This is a genomic window from Cryobacterium mannosilyticum (assembly GCF_004402705.1).
Taxonomy (GTDB): domain Bacteria; phylum Actinomycetota; class Actinomycetes; order Actinomycetales; family Microbacteriaceae; genus Cryobacterium; species Cryobacterium mannosilyticum.
Genome location: NZ_SOFM01000010.1, coordinates 182,066 through 198,898, shown reverse-complemented (window position 1 = coordinate 198,898; position 16,833 = coordinate 182,066). Strand labels below are relative to the sequence as shown.

At 62.6% G+C, this 16,833-nt stretch carries 18 protein-coding genes and 1 pseudogene; 14 read left to right on the top strand and 5 right to left on the bottom strand.

The features are described from left to right. The first annotated feature begins 38 nt into the window (after positions 1–38). From E3O32_RS17695 to E3O32_RS17185, 10 genes are all read left to right on the top strand, one after another. Positions 39–632, top strand: coding sequence for a DDE-type integrase/transposase/recombinase (locus E3O32_RS17695; protein ID WP_134507392.1), 594 nt, complete (start codon positions 39–41; stop codon positions 630–632). Positions 633–1,664: 1,032 nt separating this feature from the next. Beyond that, positions 1,665–1,880, top strand: coding sequence for an SGNH/GDSL hydrolase family protein (locus E3O32_RS17190; RefSeq protein ID WP_166790773.1), 216 nt, complete (start codon positions 1,665–1,667; stop codon positions 1,878–1,880). A 70-nt stretch (positions 1,881–1,950) separates the two neighbouring features. Continuing rightward, positions 1,951–2,520: a TetR-like C-terminal domain-containing protein gene (locus E3O32_RS04850; RefSeq protein ID WP_134507391.1), complete on the top strand. Its 570-nt coding sequence runs from the start codon at positions 1,951–1,953 to the stop codon at positions 2,518–2,520. Positions 2,521–2,550: 30 nt separating this feature from the next. Then, a complete protein-coding gene (locus tag E3O32_RS04845; protein WP_134507390.1) occupies positions 2,551–3,042 on the top strand; it encodes an FBP domain-containing protein in 492 nt (163 codons plus the stop codon). A 212-nt stretch (positions 3,043–3,254) separates the two neighbouring features. Then, positions 3,255–3,467, top strand: coding sequence for a heavy-metal-associated domain-containing protein (locus E3O32_RS04840; RefSeq protein WP_134507389.1), 213 nt, complete (start codon positions 3,255–3,257; stop codon positions 3,465–3,467). Then, positions 3,464–4,420: a heavy-metal-associated domain-containing protein gene (locus tag E3O32_RS04835; protein ID WP_134507388.1), complete on the top strand. Its 957-nt coding sequence runs from the start codon at positions 3,464–3,466 to the stop codon at positions 4,418–4,420. Before E3O32_RS04840 ends, E3O32_RS04835 begins: the two co-directional genes overlap by 4 nt. A gap of 46 nt (positions 4,421–4,466) precedes the next feature. Further along, positions 4,467–6,734 (top strand): heavy metal translocating P-type ATPase, encoded by a 2,268-nt coding sequence (locus tag E3O32_RS04830; protein ID WP_134507387.1) that lies wholly within the window; start codon positions 4,467–4,469, stop codon positions 6,732–6,734. A 52-nt stretch (positions 6,735–6,786) separates the two neighbouring features. Further along, on the top strand, positions 6,787–7,059 hold the full coding sequence (locus E3O32_RS04825) for a YHS domain-containing protein (protein ID WP_134507386.1): 273 nt from the start codon (positions 6,787–6,789) through the stop codon (positions 7,057–7,059). A gap of 452 nt (positions 7,060–7,511) precedes the next feature. Continuing rightward, positions 7,512–7,823 (top strand): metal-sensitive transcriptional regulator, encoded by a 312-nt coding sequence (locus E3O32_RS04820; protein WP_134507385.1) that lies wholly within the window; start codon positions 7,512–7,514, stop codon positions 7,821–7,823. A gap of 47 nt (positions 7,824–7,870) precedes the next feature. Beyond that, positions 7,871–8,011: a hypothetical protein gene (locus E3O32_RS17185; protein ID WP_166790772.1), complete on the top strand. Its 141-nt coding sequence runs from the start codon at positions 7,871–7,873 to the stop codon at positions 8,009–8,011. 58 nt (positions 8,012–8,069) lie between these two features. Here the strand turns inward: E3O32_RS17185 and E3O32_RS17445 are convergent. Beyond that, a pseudogene (locus E3O32_RS17445) lies at positions 8,070–8,825 on the bottom strand (IS3 family transposase); the annotation flags it as partial. A 149-nt stretch (positions 8,826–8,974) separates the two neighbouring features. Beyond that, positions 8,975–10,405 (bottom strand): MFS transporter, encoded by a 1,431-nt coding sequence (locus tag E3O32_RS04805; protein ID WP_134507383.1) that lies wholly within the window; start codon positions 10,403–10,405, stop codon positions 8,975–8,977. 362 nt (positions 10,406–10,767) lie between these two features. Between E3O32_RS04805 and E3O32_RS04800 the strand changes: the two genes are divergently transcribed. From E3O32_RS04800 to E3O32_RS04790, 3 genes are all read left to right on the top strand, one after another. Beyond that, the gene (locus tag E3O32_RS04800) at positions 10,768–11,520 is read left to right on the top strand and encodes an MBL fold metallo-hydrolase (protein WP_134507382.1); all 753 of its coding nucleotides are present in this window, start codon (positions 10,768–10,770) and stop codon (positions 11,518–11,520) included. Positions 11,521–11,564: 44 nt separating this feature from the next. Then, positions 11,565–11,786, top strand: a complete 222-nt coding sequence (locus E3O32_RS04795) for a hypothetical protein (RefSeq protein WP_134507381.1) — start codon at positions 11,565–11,567, stop codon at positions 11,784–11,786. A gap of 238 nt (positions 11,787–12,024) precedes the next feature. Continuing rightward, entirely contained in the window at positions 12,025–12,879 is an 855-nt protein-coding gene (locus tag E3O32_RS04790; RefSeq protein ID WP_134507380.1) for a carbohydrate kinase family protein, read from the top strand. A gap of 102 nt (positions 12,880–12,981) precedes the next feature. On the opposite strand, the gene E3O32_RS04785 is transcribed toward E3O32_RS04790, so the two are convergent. Together E3O32_RS04785 and E3O32_RS04780 are read right to left on the bottom strand one after the other, a co-directional pair. Further along, positions 12,982–13,770 (bottom strand): glycoside hydrolase family 16 protein, encoded by a 789-nt coding sequence (locus tag E3O32_RS04785; protein ID WP_134507379.1) that lies wholly within the window; start codon positions 13,768–13,770, stop codon positions 12,982–12,984. Positions 13,771–13,880: 110 nt separating this feature from the next. Further along, positions 13,881–15,137 (bottom strand): MFS transporter, encoded by a 1,257-nt coding sequence (locus E3O32_RS04780; RefSeq protein WP_134507378.1) that lies wholly within the window; start codon positions 15,135–15,137, stop codon positions 13,881–13,883. Between the two features lie 55 nt (positions 15,138–15,192). Here E3O32_RS04780 and E3O32_RS04775 point away from each other — a divergent pair, with 55 nt between their 5' ends. Beyond that, complete coding sequence (locus tag E3O32_RS04775) at positions 15,193–16,146, top strand: ArsR/SmtB family transcription factor (RefSeq protein ID WP_134507377.1); 954 nt, start codon at positions 15,193–15,195, stop codon at positions 16,144–16,146. On the opposite strand, the gene E3O32_RS04770 is transcribed toward E3O32_RS04775, so the two are convergent. Next, positions 16,143–16,823, bottom strand: a complete 681-nt coding sequence (locus tag E3O32_RS04770; RefSeq protein WP_134507376.1) for a TetR/AcrR family transcriptional regulator — start codon at positions 16,821–16,823, stop codon at positions 16,143–16,145. The two genes, E3O32_RS04775 and E3O32_RS04770, sit on opposite strands and share 4 nt — an antisense overlap. Positions 16,824–16,833 lie beyond the last annotated feature (10 nt).

Sequence of the window (16,833 nt, the reverse complement as noted above, 5' to 3'; positions counted from 1 at the left end):
CCGCAGTTTCTGCTGTAGAGCCACGTAGTGTGTCTAACGTGAGCGGGGACGCCGTGACCATGAAACGCCTCGGATTGGCGGGGATCAGCCCGAAGAAATGGAAGACGACCACCATCATCGACCACGCTGACGCCTACCCGGTCGACGCCGTGAAACGCGAGTGGGACACCGGGGCGCTGAGCCAGGTCTGGGTGGGCGATATCACCTACCTGAGGACGGGGGAGGGATGGGTGTATTTGGCGACCGTCATCGACGCCCACAGCCGCCGCGTGATCGGTTGGGCCATCGCCGACCATATGCGCACCGACCTCATCCAGGACGCCCTCACGAAGGCCATGGTGCTGCGCGGAGACCGGCCGGCGACCGTGATCTTCCACTCGGACCGCGGCACCCAGTACGCTTCGGAGCAGATCACCCTCTTCGCCGCGAACAGCGTTGTTTGCACCCGCGTCAAGGTGGGGGCAGTGCCGCACCGGCTCGGCTACACCCGAGCGACAGCCTCGGCTTCCGGAACAGCTCAACAAGTAACGAAAGCCACTGTTGCCGGATGCGGGGCTTCGCCGTTCAACGCCCATGCGAAGGCCGCGGCGATGCCAGCGATATCGCAGTCCGACAGAATCGGCGTGCGGTAGTCATAGAGGTAGTTCCCCGTCAGAGGGTCAACCGTCACGTTCGCCCACCCGTAGGCCATGATGTCCGTAGAGGTGTTGAGCGGCGACGCGTGTCCGAGTCCAAGGGCGTGTCCGAGTTCGTGCAACCCCATCCGATAGATCCGAAGGTTATCGAAGTCGGGGTACGGCCCGCCGGGCGGCTCCTCCGATTTGATGATCACATTCGAGCAGTGCTGGGAACCGCAGGTCGCGTTCCCGCCCCACGCGACTCCACCAGCGTGCGGGACGTAGTGCACGACGATGTCAGCGGCTCGCGAGCGACCGGTACCAGTGACGTCAACCAGCGAAACCATCGGGAGTCGACGTGCAAGCACTCCACTCCACGTCGCCACCGCATCGCGCAGGGCACGCACTCCATCAGGGCTCGCCTCGGGTGCTGCCGTCACCGCGACGGTCAGATTGGTGTGATTCCACCAGAACTGCGTGCCAGGTCCACCTGACTTGTTGTTGACGCCACTCAAAACAGCAACAAGATCAGCGTCGGATGGACCAGTGATGAAGGGCGCGTCGTCCGCCGCTGATGCGGTCGCCGGAACTCCGAGGGACGCGCCAAGGACGAGGGCAGACAGGGCAATTGTCGCTAAGGCGGTGCGCCCGCGGCGGCGCTGGCGGACAGCGCCCTCCGAACCGGTACGGCGGATGGTGGACCACATGACTTGACCACTTTCTCTGTGAGCACGACTGGCACCCTGCGGCGCATCATAATCGAACCTCACGGCCGGCAACAGGCCGCATTGACTCATAGAAAACCTCCGCGTAGCTGTATTCATTGCCTCATTTGAAAACCTCCGCTTGGTGGTGTTGGTTTCCAACTTGGTGGATCTGGGCTACGCCCGTTTCTATCGAGCTGACGATGACGCAACGGCCAGGCTGTGACGAAGAAGAAAGCGCTCGCGTATCGGAGCGCTGACCGTTCGGGGAAGTCCCGGATCCTCACTGAGGTGGTGGAGCTGACGGGCTGGCATCGCGAAATTCGGTCGCCTCACCCTGCTCGTGATCCGAGATGCCCTGGCGTCGATCGTGGAGGCTCGCTCACGCGACTCGAACCTGCACTATCTGGACGGGACACGACTCTACGACTCGGCGGATGCCGCCATCCATCCGCTCGCTGACGCCCTGCACCCCGACGCGGCGAGTCATCGGCTCGTTGGGGAGCGGTTCGCCGACTATGCCTTCTCGCCGGTCGGCCCGTTCGCCGACCGCCTCTGAGAATGTGAGGGTTGACTAGGACCCCTAGGTAAAACTAGTGTTATCCTAGGAAACGAAGGAAGGGACGCTCATGGCACGCGCAGGACTTACTCCGGCCCGCATCATCGCCGCTGCTGCAGACCTGGCCGACACGGACGGATTCGAGAATGTGTCGATGTCCGCGGTCGCCCGGCTCGTCGAGGTCAAAGACGCCAGCCTGTACGCCCACATACGCAGCCTCCACGAACTGCGTTCCGGGGTAGCAGTTCTCTCGTTGGCGGAACTTGCGGATCAGGTAGGCGCGGCACTTGCGGGGCGAGCCGGGCGCGACGCGCTCGTCGCCTTCGCCAACGCGTACCGCACGTACGCGCTGAATCATCCCGGGCGGTACGCGTCGACGCAAATGTCCTTGGAGCCTGCTGTCGCCGAGCAAAGTGCTGCCGGGCGCCACGCTGCCATGACACGAGCCATCCTGCGCGGCTACGCACTGAGCGAACCCGACGAAACGGATGCCGTGCGGTTGCTGCACTCCACCTTCCACGGCTTTGTCCTGCTTGAACGCGGTGGCGGCTTCAGCCGCGGCACCCGCTCCGCCAGTGCATCGTGGGACAGCGCCCTGAACGCGCTGCACTTCACCCTCAGTCACTGGCCATCCAGCTGACATCCACTCACTACCGAGAAAGGACCCAACGTGAAACAGCTCACCGCTGCTGATGTGCGCGCATCCTTCATCAATACGTCCCTTCGAGAACGCAAGGCCGTCAAGCTGCCGCCCGAATTCGACAACCTTGTCTGGACAGACCTCGACTACCTGGGATGGAAAGATCCCAAAGTCCCCAACATCGGTTACGTCGTCACCCACCTCGACGATGAGCCGACCGGGATCATGATGCGGCAGTCCTCCGGCCGTGCCCGCTCTCGCCCGCAATGTTCCTGGTGCGAGGACGTCACCCTCCCCAATGACGTTCACTACTTCACCGCAAGAAGAACGGGGCCCGCCGGACGGGCCGGCGATACGGTGGCAACCCTGGTCTGTGCGAACTTCGAGTGCTCAGCCAACGTGCGCAAGCTTCCTCCACTCGCCTACACCGGCTTCGATCGGGACACGGCGCGACTCAAACGAATCGAAAAGCTCGAACTCCGTTCACGGGCATTCGTCGCGGGCCTCCGCGACAACCTCTGATCTGCGCTTCGGTGCCGCACTGGTCATTCGGGAAATCTGTCCGTATCTGTGCGGTGGCATTACGGCTTCGTGGGACCGATGAGGGCAATTTTTGCATCGAGTATTAGTGGCCACCGTCCCGACTTCTATCGTTGCGGAATACCCCAGCGGGGTATAGAGTTACCGATACATGTACCCGGTAGGGGTACCACGACGGAGGAAGAGGATACGTAATGGCCACGAACGAGTACCAGGTGACAGGCATGACCTGCGGGCACTGCGAGATGTCGATCCGTGAAGAGGTCGGCCAGATCGCTGGAGTCGACCGCATCGAGGTGAATGCGCAGACGGGCAAGCTCGCTGTGACAGGCTCTGATCCGGTCGACGATGCCCAGGTTCTGGCCGCCGTGGAGGAAGCAGGTTACTCGGCGGTTCGGGCGGCATGAATACCGGCGTGCGTCTTGCCGTCTACGGACTCGGCCTTGTGGTGGCGTTCGGTGGCGCGTTTGGGATCGCCGGGGCCGTCGTGCCTGACCGCGTCGTTACGGGGTGGACGGAAGGGAGCGAAATGAACGGTCATGAAGAGGGCCACGATGCCGGCAGCGCCGAGGTAAAGTCTGCCGCCGCGGTCACGCTGAAGGGCCTTGCTCTTGGCGTTGACGGGTATGAGCTCTCGCCTGTTCAGACGCCTGCATCTGTTGGTGAGCTCGGCGAGCTGAGCTTCCAGATTCGGGATGCCTCTGGCGCCCCGGTCACGGAGTACACGACCACACACGACAAGGATCTGCATCTGATCGTGGCGCGGTCAGATGGCAGTCAGTTCCGTCACGTTCACCCAGTGTTGGACGAGCCATCGGGCACGTGGTCGATGCCCTGGCAATGGGCGGAAGCTGGGAGCTACCGCGTGTTCGCAGACTTCACGCCGGCAGGGGCAAAGGCCTCCGGGATCACCCTCACTCGCACGGTTCAGGTGGCCGGGGAGTTCGCCCCTGTGGCGCCGCAGCCGACTCAGGTCGATCAGGTCGCTGGTTTCACGGTGTCGATCGACGGCGAAATGGTGGCGGGCTCGTCGAGCGAGCTCATGATCACCATCAGCCGTGATGGTGAACCGGTGACCACCTTGGAGCCGTACCTGGGAGCGTTCGGTCACCTCGTTGCGCTGCGTGAGGGCGATCTCGCCTTCTTACACGTGCACGCCGAGGGTCAAGACCCCAAGGTTGGCGAAACGGCCGGGCCGGAAATCGTTTTTGCCGCAGAGGCCCCGACTGCGGGCCGTTACCTGCTGTACCTGGACTTTCAGGTGAATGGCGAAGTCCACACCGCCGAGTTCGTGCTCGATGCCGCCCGCAGCGGCGGCTCCACGGGTGCCGAGACCGGATCGCATATGGAGGGGCACTGAGCGTCAGGTCTCACCCTTTCCCAACAGCTAAGAGAAGGAACAATACATGAGCACATCAGCGCCCCCGAGTTTGGGCACAGGCATCGAGTTGGAGATCGGCGGTATGACCTGCGCCTCCTGCGCGATGCGGATCGAAAAAAAGCTGAACAAGCTCGACGGTGTCACCGCGACAGTCAACTACGCCACCGAAAAGGCGAAGGTCACAGTCCCAAATGGCTACGATCCAGCGCTGCTGATCGCCGAGGTCGAGAAGACCGGATACACCGCCGCGATGCCCGTCCCCAAGAACAGGAAGAAGGACGGCGCGGCCTCCGGTGACGCCGACGACGCGGACCCGGAGCTGACGTCGCTGCGTAACCGGCTGATCGGTTCGATCGTGCTGACCGTGCCGGTAATCGCGATGGCGATGAGCCCAGCGCTGCAGTTCATCTACTGGCAGTGGGCCTCGCTCGCGCTCGCAGCCCCCGTGATCCTGTGGGCGGCCTGGCCTTTCCATAAGGCGGCGTGGACGAACCTCAAGCACGGGGCCGCGACGATGGACACCCTCATTTCTATTGGCACCTCCGCCGCGTTCCTCTGGTCGCTGTATGCGTTGTTCTTCGGCACCGCGGGGACTCCGGGGATGACGCATCAGTTTGAGTTTGCGTTGGCCCCGTCCGATGGTGCGGCAAACATCTACCTCGAGGTGGGCGCCGGTGTGACGATGTTCATCCTCGCCGGCCGATATTTCGAGAAGCGGTCAAAGAAGCAGGCCGGTGCGGCTTTGCGAGCACTGCTGGAGCTTGGCGCGAAAGAGGTCTCGGTGCTTCGCGGTGGGATCGAGACGAAGATCCCGGTTGAAGACCTACAGGTCGGTGACGAGTTCATCGTGCGCCCGGGGGAGAAGATCGCCACCGACGGTGTAGTGATCTCCGGCACCTCCGCCGTGGACGCCTCCATGCTCACCGGCGAGTCGGTGCCGGTTGAGGTTGCCGAGGGCGACGCCGTCACCGGAGCCACGACGAACGTTGGCGGTCGCCTCGTCATGCGTGCGACCAGGATCGGCTCAGACACGCAGCTGGCGCAGATGGCCAAGCTTGTCGAGGATGCTCAGACGGGCAAGGCCGAGGTGCAGCGCCTCGCTGACAGGATCTCCGGCGTGTTCGTGCCGATCGTGATCGTGATCGCGTTCGTCGTGCTGGGCGGTTGGCTGGGCGCAGGGTTCCCCGTGACCGCGGCGTTCACCGCTGCCGTCGCGGTCCTCGTGATCGCGTGCCCCTGCGCGCTGGGCTTGGCGACGCCGACAGCGCTGCTTGTCGGCACGGGCCGCGGAGCACAGATGGGTGTTCTCATCAAGGGCCCAGAGGTGCTGGAGTCCACGCGCAAGATCGATACTGTCCTTCTGGACAAGACAGGTACTGTCACCACTGGCAAGATGACGCTCGTCGACGTTGTCGTTGAGCCCGGCACGGATCGTGCTGAGCTGCTGCGCCTAGCCGGGGCGTTGGAAGACGCCTCGGAGCACCCGATTGCGCAGGCAATCGCGAAGGGGGCGACGCAGGAGGTCGGTACGTTACCGACCCCGGAGGACTTCGCGAACATCGAAGGCAAGGGCGTGCAGGGAATTGTCGATGGCCACGCCGTACTGGTGGGGCGTGATTCGTTGCTCGCCGAGTGGTCTCAACAGCTGAGCCGCGAACTTGCTTCCACGAAGGCGCGCGCCGAAGGTGAAGGCAAGACTGTCGTCGCTGTGGGCTGGGACGGGCGGGCGCGGGGCATCCTCGTCGTCGCCGATACCGTCAAGCCGACCAGCGCCGACGCGATCGCTCAGTTGAAGGCGCTCGGATTGACTCCGATCCTGCTCACCGGTGACAACGAGGCAGTAGCCCGGCGGATCGCCATGGAGGTGGGCATTGAGGAAGTCATTGCCGAGGTTCTTCCGAAGGACAAAGTAAACGTTGTCGCCCGGTTGCAGCGCGAAGGAAAGGTCGTAGCGATGATCGGCGACGGCGTCAATGACGCCCCTGCCCTTGCCCAGGCCGACCTTGGTCTTGCCATGGGCACCGGCGCTGACGTCGCGATCGAAGCATCCGATATCACCCTGGTGCGCGGAGACCTGCGCAGCGCGGTCGACGCAATCCGCCTGTCCCGCAAGACGCTCGCAACGATCAAGACCAACCTGTTCTGGGCGTTCGCCTACAACGTCGCGGCGATCCCCATCGCGGCGCTTGGAATGCTCAACCCCATGCTTGCCGGGGGAGCGATGGCGATATCCAGCGTCTTCGTCGTCGGTAACAGCCTGCGCCTGCGCGGGTTCAAAAGCGTCGCGAAGTAACAACGCGACCAACCCCACACCATCAATATGAATACGAAGGGAATCACCCAACATGATGAACGACCACGAGGCGACCTCCAGCTGTTGCAGCGCAAGCGCGCCCACCCCTGCCGCGGCGAGCAACAACCATGAGAACCTGCTCGGCGGCGTGGGGAAAGACATCACCACCTGCCCGGTGATGGTCGGCAACCCCGTCAGCAAGAAGGCTGCCGAAGCGACCGGTCTGTATCGCGACTACGAGGGCGAGCGGTACTACCTCTGCTGCGGCGGATGTGGGCCCGCCTTCGACTCGAATCCCGCCAAGTACGCCGCCAACATGGCGTAGATCATTGTCCTCGGCCTCCAGGTGTGTCGAGAGCCGACGTCGATCACCGACAAGCAAATCGACGGCCTCCCTACCCACGGCTACAGCGACCGCGAGATCGCCGTTGTCGTGGGTATTGTGGCACTCAACATCGTTACGGGAGCGTTCAACGGCCTCGCAGGGGTAACCCCGAGGAGCGCCGCTTGAGCCGGGCAACGCAAACTAGCCCTAATACCCTAACGGGGTATACCCTGATTCTATGCCGACGTCACCAGGCCACGACGCACCTCACGTGGCTGATCTCACCCGCGAGATGCACGAAGGACAAGATATGTCCACGATTCACTGGGCGCGATCCTGATGTCTCTGTCCACGGTCATGGTCGCTCTCAACGCAGCTGTTGCGCCGCATGGATCTCGGCCCCGAAGCGAGCACCCGGGCCGTCCTCGGCCGTGAGAACGAAGGAACTGGAAATGACTTCAATGCCCGTCACACACGAACACCCGCACGGGTACATCACGGACAAGGATAAGTATCTTCAGCGGCTCCGTCGGATCGAAGGTCAGGCTCGAGGAATCTCTCGGATGGTCGACGAGGAGAAGTACTGCATCGACATCCTCACGCAGATCAGCGCGCTCACCAGTGCACTGCAGGCTGTTGGTTTGGGTCTTCTCGATGACCATCTCGCGCATTGTGTGCTCGACGCCGCCCGTATGGACGGCCCCGATGCGCAAGCGAAGATCAAAGAGGCCAGCGACGCGATCGCCCGCCTCGTCCGGTCCTGACCGCAGCTCGAAGCGGAGAGTCGACGACTCGGTCAATCTCCCAGACCGTGGTCGTCCTGATCGGGGTGGCCTGCTTTCTTGTCGAGCAACACACCGAGTGGGAGGCCTCCACTCGCCGCTACATGCGGCAACTGGAGGCCCTGAACGAGACCCCCACCGGCGTCTACGCCGGCGCACTCACGGTGTGATTCCCGTTCCTGAGCTCACTGTGGCGAATCAGAAACGCTGACCTGCACGGTGGGGTGAGCTTGCCGAGGCGGCGTTGTCGCCGCATGCTCCGACGCGGCCCATCGAGCCGGTGATGCCGTTGGTCTTCAGCACTCGCAGGAACGCTTTGGAGCGGAATTGGGAGCCTCGGTCCGAGTGCAGGATCGTGCCGTCGATGGTGCGCTGGCCGATCGCGTTCCGGGCCGCGGCGACGGCCGGGGACGCCTTCATCCGCGAATCGATCGAGTACCCGACGATCTTGTTCGAGTAGACGTCTTTGATCGCGCAGAGGTAGATCTTGCCCTCGTCGGTGCGGTGTTCGGTGATGTCGGTCAGCCAGAGCTGGTTCGGGCGTGTCGCGGTGAACTTCCGCTTGACCTGGTCGTCGTGGGCGGGCGGGCCGGCCTTGCGCGTCAGGCCGCGTTTCTTCGCGAACACGCTCCAGAGCCGTTGCTGGGAGCAGAGCCGCCAGAACACCGTCGACGGCCAGTTCACGGACCAGCGGGTACATCATTTTGGGTTGACGTCCCGAGAGAGATAAGCGACGGCCCGCCGCATGACCTCGGCTTCCTGCTCGAGCAGCCGAATGCGCTTCTTGGCATCCCGCAGTTCCGCGGACTCCTTCTCGGTCACACCCGGCTTGACGCCTTCCTCGACGTCGGCTTTCTTCAGCCAGTTCGCCAGGCAGGACTCCGAGATGCCGAAGTCTTTCGCGATCTGATTCAACGGGGCTTCGTGCTTCCGGGCGACCGCGACAACATCGCGGCGGAACTCGGGTGGGTAGGGCTTGGGCATGATGACATCTTTCCAGCGAAGACGAATCTCCACAGGTCAGGAGTCAACCAAACCGGGGGCAGTCCCAAACTCCACCACTCAACGGGACGCGACCTAAGGGCGCGGACCAGTGGGGCATGGCATGATGTGCCACTGCCCCACTGGGCGGTTCAGACCGCTGCTTGCGACATCGCGGGTTCTTGCACTGCAGCAACTGCAGGCCGCAGGGTAACAGTGACCACCAGGGCCCCCACGAAGGCGATGATGGCTGCCCCCACGAAGGCGGCGGAGTAGCCGTCTGTGAGCGCAGGCGCATCGCCGGCTGCGCCCGTGAACACGGCGGCTACCGCGGTGAGAGCAGCGAGCCCGACTGCTGAACCGATCTGGTAGCTGGTGTTCACCAGACCGGCGGCCGTGCCCGTTTCCTCGGGCCGTGCACTGGAGATGGCCGTTCCGAGCGATGGGACGAAGGCAAGCGCCATTCCCAGCGCGGCGACGAGAGAAGCCGGAAGCACATCGACCACGTAGTTGCCGTCTGGCCGCGCGAATGCCAACCAGCCGAGGCCGGCGCTCAGCAGAAGCAGACCGCTGACAATCATCGGTTTGGCCCCAAATCGGGCCTGCAGTCGTGGAGCGAGGGCAATCATGCCGACTACGATCAATGCGGTCATCGGCAGCAGTGCGGCGCCGGATGCGAATGCTCCCGCTCCCAGAACCTGCTGAAGGTAGAGATTCAGGAAGAACCACATGGGAATCCATGCTGCGCCGAGAAGCAACTGTGCCAGGTTCGCCGCCCCGAGCTGTGGCGCCTTGAAGATGCCGAGCCGGAGGAGGGGCTGTCGACTGCGGGATTGGATGACGAAGAACAGGAGCAGCAACACGACGCCGGCGATGAAAGCGGTCAAAGTTTCCGGTGCGACCCACCCGGCCTCGGGGGCGCGGACGATCCCATACACCAGCGCCGTGAGCCCGCCAGTTGCTGTCAGCGCTCCGCCCACGTCAATTGACCCGCTGCGTGCCGGTATGGCCGGCAGTGCGAAGGGGGCCGCGATGATGACGAGCAGAGCGATGGGAATCGTGATGTAGAAGACCCAAGGCCAGCTTGCATATTCAGTAAGCACGCCACCGAGGAACACACCAGCTGTTCCTCCAATCGGGGCGGCTGCACCATAGATCGCGAAGGCCTTCGGGAGGTCCGGTGTTCCCCCGAACAGGGTCATGAGCAAGGTCAATGCGGCAGGGGCGATCAATGCGGCACCCACTCCCTGCACAGCCCGGCCCGCGATCTCGAAAGCGACTGTTCCGGCAGCTCCGGCCAGGACCGAGCCGATGAGCAGTGTCGCCCAACCCCCAATGAAGACCTTCCGTGCGCCGAAGAGGTCGGATAGCCGCCCGCCGAGCAGTAGCAGCCCTCCAAAGGCCACGACATAAGCGTTGAAAACCCAAGACAGCGACTCGGGAGTGAACCCGAGCTCACGCTGGATGTCCGGTAAAGCAACACCGATGATCGACGTATCCATGATTACCACGAATTGAGCTGTGGCGATGAGAGCCAAGCCCAGCCAGCGCCGACCGCTACCGCGGTCTGTAAACGAACTCATTGCTGCTCCTTTTAGTAAATGACAGTAGAGACCGAGAGATACCCGGTAGGGGTATCAAGCTATACCCCTATGGGGTACCACGTCAAGCGCGATTCCTTAACGGGAGGTCGAAGGCGACGCCCAGCGCCCAGTGCCCTCGACCGCCTTTTCCATGAGGTCGAAGATCGCGAGGGGGACCTGGAGGGCCCCGATTTCATCGCACTTCATAAAAACTTGCAACATACTGTACGATCGTGCGTATAGTTACTATAGCTCGTTTGCTGGCCCTCTCGCCAGCGATGCAGGCTTTTGTCCCCTAACCATGAATGCCGTGCCGATCAAACGGTACGAGCGTTTGAAAATCCAGATTCCGAGGAAGACCCATGCAGACAACCCTGACGCATATCGGCACAGCAACAATGCTCGTTCAATTCGGGGGGCTGACGTTCCTTACCGATCCCGTGTTCGACCCCGCTCCGACCGAGTATGTCTCGGGGCCGGTAGTCCTGCGGAGCACCACCATGCCAGCCATACCCGCGAGCGAACTCCCTCCGATTGACGCCGTGCTGCTCAGCCACGACGAACACCCGGACAACCTGGATGAGGCCGGCAGGAGGTTGCTGGACGGCAAGCTCGTCATAACCACCCAAAGTGGTGCGGGACGGCTGGGTGGCCACGCGGTGGGCGTTGCGCCTTGGAGCAGCCACACGGTCGTGGTGGGTGAGAAGTCTGTGATCATCACAGCGACGCCTGCACATCACGGTCCCGCAGGAGACGTGATTGGGTTCATCCTCCGGGTGCCTGGGGAAGAGAAGGTCCTGTACATCTCCGGCGACACCACCTATGAAAGCGACCTTGATCAAATCAGCGAACTCTTTTCGATCGGAGTAGCGGTGCTGCACCTCGGCGCGGCGAAGTTCGCCATCCTCGGGGACCAGATGATCAGTATGGACAGCGCGAGCGCAGCCAAGTTCACCGCGTCTCTCGCAGCCGACATCGTGGTACCGATTCATTACTCCTCTTGGGAACACTTCACAGAAACAGAAGACGAGATCGTGGCTTCATTTGCAGGAGCCGGTCTGACTGATCGCCTCAAGTGGCTCACCCCCGGCGTGCCGCGGGACCTTGGGGCATGAGCCCCACTCGCCGACAGAGGCGGCACTCTGAATGGAACAACTCCATGACTGACCCCCAGCCCAGCATCCATTTCACCGATGCGCACAGCCTCGCTATGGGCTGGCCGATCATATCTGGCAAGCGCTACGGAGACTGGGAACTCGTCGACCGTGTCGGCAGAGACATCGACACCGGCGGCCGCGATCTCCACGACGTCACGGGGCGGCTGAAAGACCTGCTCACGGAGCTGAGCACACGGTCTAGACGGTGGCGCTGGCGCTCGTGACGCGTCAGTTTGGCGCGAGTGTGTTGGCCGCGACATGCCTGGTTGACACGGGTCTCCGATTCGAGGTTGCGGTGCCGCGGAATGGCCGTTCCCAAGAGTCGATTCCGTGCGCTGAAGATTCAGTCAATGCGTAGAGTTATGCCAGTGGCGATCGCCGGGAGTCGGCGACGCGCCGCGTAGCGGCCCGGGTCAATCTGGTCCGACCCGCAGACCCCCTTGAGGATTGAGGCTCCGAGCAGTGCACGATCACATTCTTATCTGCGGGCCGGTCTCGTGGAATAAGCTTGTCTACCTCGACCGGCTGCCGGAGCCTCACCCCCACACTCAGTTCGCCCTCGAGCATTTCGAGACGATCGGCGGAACGTCTGCAGGAAAGGCGCTGCACCTTTCAGGACTGGGCCGCCACGTCATATGTCACACCGTGCTGGGCGACGACCCCGAGTCCGACCGGTTGCGGTCGGCGCTCGAGTCCGCCGACATCACCGTGGTCGCAGATGACATTCCCGGCGACAGCGAACGGCACCTGAACCTGATGACGCCTGCCGGAGAGCGGGTGTCGATCTACCTGTCAGTACCCGAATTCATCGCACCGAACATCGCCCGATTCGAGGCGATGAGTGTGGATGCAGCGGCGCTGGTGATGGACCTGTCCGAGACATCCCGAGCTCTCCTCCCCGCGGCCGCGGGTACTGGCATACCCATCTGGACGGATGTGCACGACTACGACGGCCTGTCCGAATTCCACAAACCGTTCATCGAGGCGGCCAATTTCATCTTCATGAACGGTGATGGAATGGATGAACCGGTGCCGTTCATGCGCGCACGGGTGGAGGGAGGCGCCGATGCAGTGGTGTGTACTCTCGGCGCAGACGGCGCCGTTGCATTCGACGCCGACGGGCTTCACCGTGTGAACGCGGTGGCGGTGGATGTCAGGGACACAAACGGCGCCGGCGATGCGTTTCTCGCGGGCTATCTGGATGCCACCCTGTCCGGCGCATCCACTGATGAGGCCCTCTTGGCGGCCACACGCCAGGCAGCAGTTGCGCTCGGCACCAAGCACCTTCACCCGTCCCTCGAGGCTTTACAGCGCTAGCCTGCGAGCCGTGGTGAGTAGCGCCTGTAGGCCCGATGGTTGATGAACGTCGCCTATCGCTGGTCCTCAGTGGAGGGCGAAGGCGACGTGCTCACCGCGTGGTCACGAACCGGTCGTATCGGAGAATGGTCGCCAGCCCCGCACCCAATCGACTTCGAACACTTTGGGGTAGCTTTCTGCGGCCGTCGCCTCAAATTCATACACGTTCAGCATGAGCTGCATCGGATAGGCGGGAGACTGTTCCATGGATGCGACCAGCTCATCGTCAATGAAGAACCTGACTTCGCCTGGCAGCCACTCGACGCTGTAGGTGTGGAACTCACGGGCATCCAGCATCATGGGGATCTTGACGAAGTCGTCCTGAATTCGCGTGTCACCGAACGGGTGTAACCCCATGCCCACAACCGCTTTGTCTGCGGCGACGTCCTTGCCGAAGATCTCAAAGATGCAGATCTCCGCCGAACGGTCGGGTTGGTCTTCGAAGCCGATCATCCACAGCGCCACCATGCAGTTCGGATCGGCGATCGCAGCAACCCGCGCCTCGATGATTCCGTACAGCGGCGTGTACAAACGCTGCTCATCTTGGGCCTCGCGGACGCGCAACCCCGCCGCGAAGCGGTGCTGGCCGATCTCACTGCCGACGGGACCCGCGAAAACCCCGGTTTGAAGGTTCGACACGCGTAAGCGGCCATTGTGCTCCGGCGACCACGGAAGCTGATCCGACTCGATCAGAAGCCGGAGTTTGCCATCCTGCTGCGCGTACCGCGCAGCAGACAACGCGCGACTACCCCACTGAGGAAGGTACGACGGAACCCAACGCGATCGGTCAAGTTCGTCCCCCTCGAAGGTGTCGAGAAAATCAACTTCGTAGCCCGACCGGTCAAGACGCATTGGGGAATCCTATCCATGCCACACCCGGGTCGCCTCTCAAGAGGCGTGAATTCGTGGTCACGTCCTAGTTCTGCGGCTGACATTCGGTCGCCATGAACGGTGCAGCACGATCATGCGCTCGACGGGGCACGATGAGCGATCGCGCGAATGCCGGCCGATGAAGAGAGGAAGATCACGCCGAGTACGACCCAACCTGCTGTTCCATTGTCTACAACGGTGACGGCGATAACAGCGGGGGTCACCATGGTGCCGGTTGAGAACGCCATCGCGAATAGTCCCTGGTATGCGCCGGCGCTACGCGGGTCGGCGAGCTCATAGCTAAGGCCCCAGATTCCCGCCGAGGAGAGGATTTCGCCGAATGTGTGGGCAACAGCTGCGGCGAGGATCAGCGCGAGAGCCAGTACGGGCGACACTCCTGCGGACGCAGCGTAGACGGCGCACGCAATAGCCATGAATACGCCCGCCAAGGAAACCGCTTTTCCTGCGCGTCGTATGTCATGGCTACCGCGCGAAAGCGGAATCTGCAGGGCGACTACCAAAACCGTGTTGACGATCAGAGCTATGGAAACGACAACCACCGGGGCCTGCGTGTGGTGCAAGACCCATAACGGGAGGCCAATTTCGGCGAGACCGAACTGGATACCGAACAGTGCGGAGAGCGCTGCCAGCCCCAGGTAGCGTGGGTCCCGCCAGGGTGACCGGCCAACCAGGTGAGCTGAGGCCGCCCGATCGACCTTGGACAGCACAATAGCGTCGACGCGGCGTGGCAGGGCGACGATACGCGCGGCGCTGATCAAGGTCGCGAAACCGGCGATACCGATTGTCAGGCGGTACGCGTCCGGGGCATCCAACAACAGCGGGATGCTCGCCGCCGCGCCGCCAAGTGCAATTCCGACGTTTCCTACAGTAAGTAGAATCGCTCGTGTCCTGATCCGGACTTCGCCTTCGAAGGCCCGGCCGACGATGGTCGCTCTCACGGCCTTGCTGCCACTGCTGGCCCCGTTCACCACGCAGGCTATGACGAGCGCAACCATAAACGACGAGGCGAAAGCATAGGACACTAAGGCAAGCCCTTCCACCACCAGGAGCGCGAGAAGGAGTCGCTTGGCGCTCACTCTGTCCGCGAGGCTGCCACCGAGCCACGACGTGGCCACGCCCAACGCGCTTGAGACAGTAAGAATGACGGCGATTTCCGTGACGCTCAGTCCGACGATCAATGTGAAGTACAGGACGGTGAGAGCCAGGAAAACACCGCGTCCAAGAGAGTTCAAGAATATCTGGGTGGCGAGAATTCGTAACATCTGGTGGCTTGATGGGCCGTCGGGGTGCACTTCGATGCGGTCGATTGCGGGAGCTTCAGTAGGCATATGTCAGTTCTGCCAGAGGTGAGTGCGCAAAAGAACTGATGTAGGGTATTGCTTCATGCTGACCTACACGCTGAACGAGGAAGACGTTGGCGAAGTGCGGTTCGGTATTTCACCCCTGTGCGAGATGGGGCTCTCGCTCCGTGCCCTCAAGGACCCTGCCCGATTTCCGCTCCAGCTTCCCTGGCTGAGGCGCACGGAAAAGGCGCGCTCACGCCTGGACACTGAACTGCTGCTCGCGCTTATCGACACGCGCTTGAGCACGCCGGACCTGCTCAATCCGCGACCGGGAAGTCCCCTGACGCGGATCGTCGACGAGCTGGACAGATTCCGGTCGACTGATCCTTCGCTTTTCACGCGGCAGATCGAGGCTATACATGGTGAGATACCGGCCGCGCTGAGGGGCGATCCGAGAGCCGCTCTCGACCGAACGGCCAACATTCTCGAGCAGTACTGGGAGAGTTGCTTTCAACCACATTGGCTTCGGATGCGCACCCTTCTCGAGGCTGACATTGCTTATCGCGGTCGGCAGATTGCTCAGGTTGGGTTGTCCGCGATGATAAATACCATTGACACCAGGGTGTCCATCGCCGACGCCGTCCTTTCTGTGCAGGTGGAGTGCAAACTAACGACCTCGAAGGCAGTGGCAGGGCGCGGTATGACTTTCGTGCCTACCATTTTCACGAGCGGCGCCAGCGCACCGAGTGATCCCAGCGGGCCGCCGATGATTCTGTACGCGGCACGCGGCCAGGGTGCGATGTGGGAGACAAGCACGTCGGCGACTGATGCAGGGGCCATCCAACTACTCGGCCGAACCCGGGCGGCCTTGCTGGCGGTTCTCAGCGAGCCAACTTCGTCCACGGACCTCGGCCTTCGTATGGGCGTTACGACGTCCGCAGTGAACCAGCACCTGCGGGCACTCCACGCCGGACGCCTCGTCACGTCGACGCGCCATGGCCGCGTTGTACTCTATTTCCGAAGCGAGTTGGGTACCGCGCTTCTCGGCGGCTAAGGTCGACCGGTGCCAGGTTTGCCGGGGACCGGATCTACGAGGCCAGCCTCAGCGAGAACCGTCATGTTGGCGCCGCTCGCCAGGAGTCGGGATACGACGCCGCGGCGAGCGAATTCGTACGGTTCCGCAGACATACGTAGGAGCGAGTACGAGTTGGACGCCTCGATCAGAGCAGTGAGTTCGAACACGAGCTGTCGGCTGACGGTGGTGTCGAGCAGCTCTCCCTGATCGACGGCGTGACCGATGTTGGCGGCAATGTATGCGTCTCTCTCGTCGACAGCCCGCACGATGGCGTCGTGCACAACGCCGGGCCGAGAGTCGAATTCAGCGGAAACAGCGAAGAAGAAACATCCGCCCTCGAAAACACGATCGGCAGAGTAGTCGATCCAGCTTCGAAGGAGGGCGCACAGCCGGCGAAGACCGCGAGGTTGTGTGCGTGCCAGGTCGATGACGGAGGCGGTGAATATGCCGCGGGCAGTCTCGATCGCGGCGAGCTGGAGCTGCTCTTTGGTGCCGAAGAGTGCGGCCACGCCGCTCTTACTCGCGGACACCTCGGCTGCCAAACGCCCGATAGTGAGCCCCTCAAGCCCGTTGACGGACGCAATGTCAACGGCACGAGCCAGAACGACGCGGCGTGACTCGTCGCCGCGGGCTTTTCGACCGTCGAGTGGTTTCATGACATCAGTT

What these genes read in the sequence shown, in the direction of transcription:
- E3O32_RS04805 (WP_134507383.1), bottom strand. Translation starts at nt 10,405, where the DNA reads ATGAGTTCGTTTACAGACCGCGGTAGCGGTCGGCGCTGGCTGGGCTTG.
- E3O32_RS04785 (WP_134507379.1), bottom strand. Translation starts at nt 13,770, where the DNA reads ATGCGTCTTGACCGGTCGGGCTACGAAGTTGATTTTCTCGACACCTTC.
- E3O32_RS04825 (WP_134507386.1), top strand. Translation starts at nt 6,787, where the DNA reads ATGATGAACGACCACGAGGCGACCTCCAGCTGTTGCAGCGCAAGCGCG.
- E3O32_RS04800 (WP_134507382.1), top strand. Translation starts at nt 10,768, where the DNA reads ATGCAGACAACCCTGACGCATATCGGCACAGCAACAATGCTCGTTCAA.
- E3O32_RS04835 (WP_134507388.1), top strand. Translation starts at nt 3,464, where the DNA reads ATGAATACCGGCGTGCGTCTTGCCGTCTACGGACTCGGCCTTGTGGTG.
- E3O32_RS04780 (WP_134507378.1), bottom strand. Translation starts at nt 15,137, where the DNA reads ATGCCTACTGAAGCTCCCGCAATCGACCGCATCGAAGTGCACCCCGAC.
- E3O32_RS04775 (WP_134507377.1), top strand. Translation starts at nt 15,193, where the DNA reads ATGCTGACCTACACGCTGAACGAGGAAGACGTTGGCGAAGTGCGGTTC.
- E3O32_RS04795 (WP_134507381.1), top strand. Translation starts at nt 11,565, where the DNA reads ATGACTGACCCCCAGCCCAGCATCCATTTCACCGATGCGCACAGCCTC.
- E3O32_RS04850 (WP_134507391.1), top strand. Translation starts at nt 1,951, where the DNA reads ATGGCACGCGCAGGACTTACTCCGGCCCGCATCATCGCCGCTGCTGCA.
- E3O32_RS04770 (WP_134507376.1), bottom strand. Translation starts at nt 16,823, where the DNA reads ATGAAACCACTCGACGGTCGAAAAGCCCGCGGCGACGAGTCACGCCGC.
- E3O32_RS04830 (WP_134507387.1), top strand. Translation starts at nt 4,467, where the DNA reads ATGAGCACATCAGCGCCCCCGAGTTTGGGCACAGGCATCGAGTTGGAG.
- E3O32_RS04840 (WP_134507389.1), top strand. Translation starts at nt 3,255, where the DNA reads ATGGCCACGAACGAGTACCAGGTGACAGGCATGACCTGCGGGCACTGC.
- E3O32_RS04820 (WP_134507385.1), top strand. Translation starts at nt 7,512, where the DNA reads ATGACTTCAATGCCCGTCACACACGAACACCCGCACGGGTACATCACG.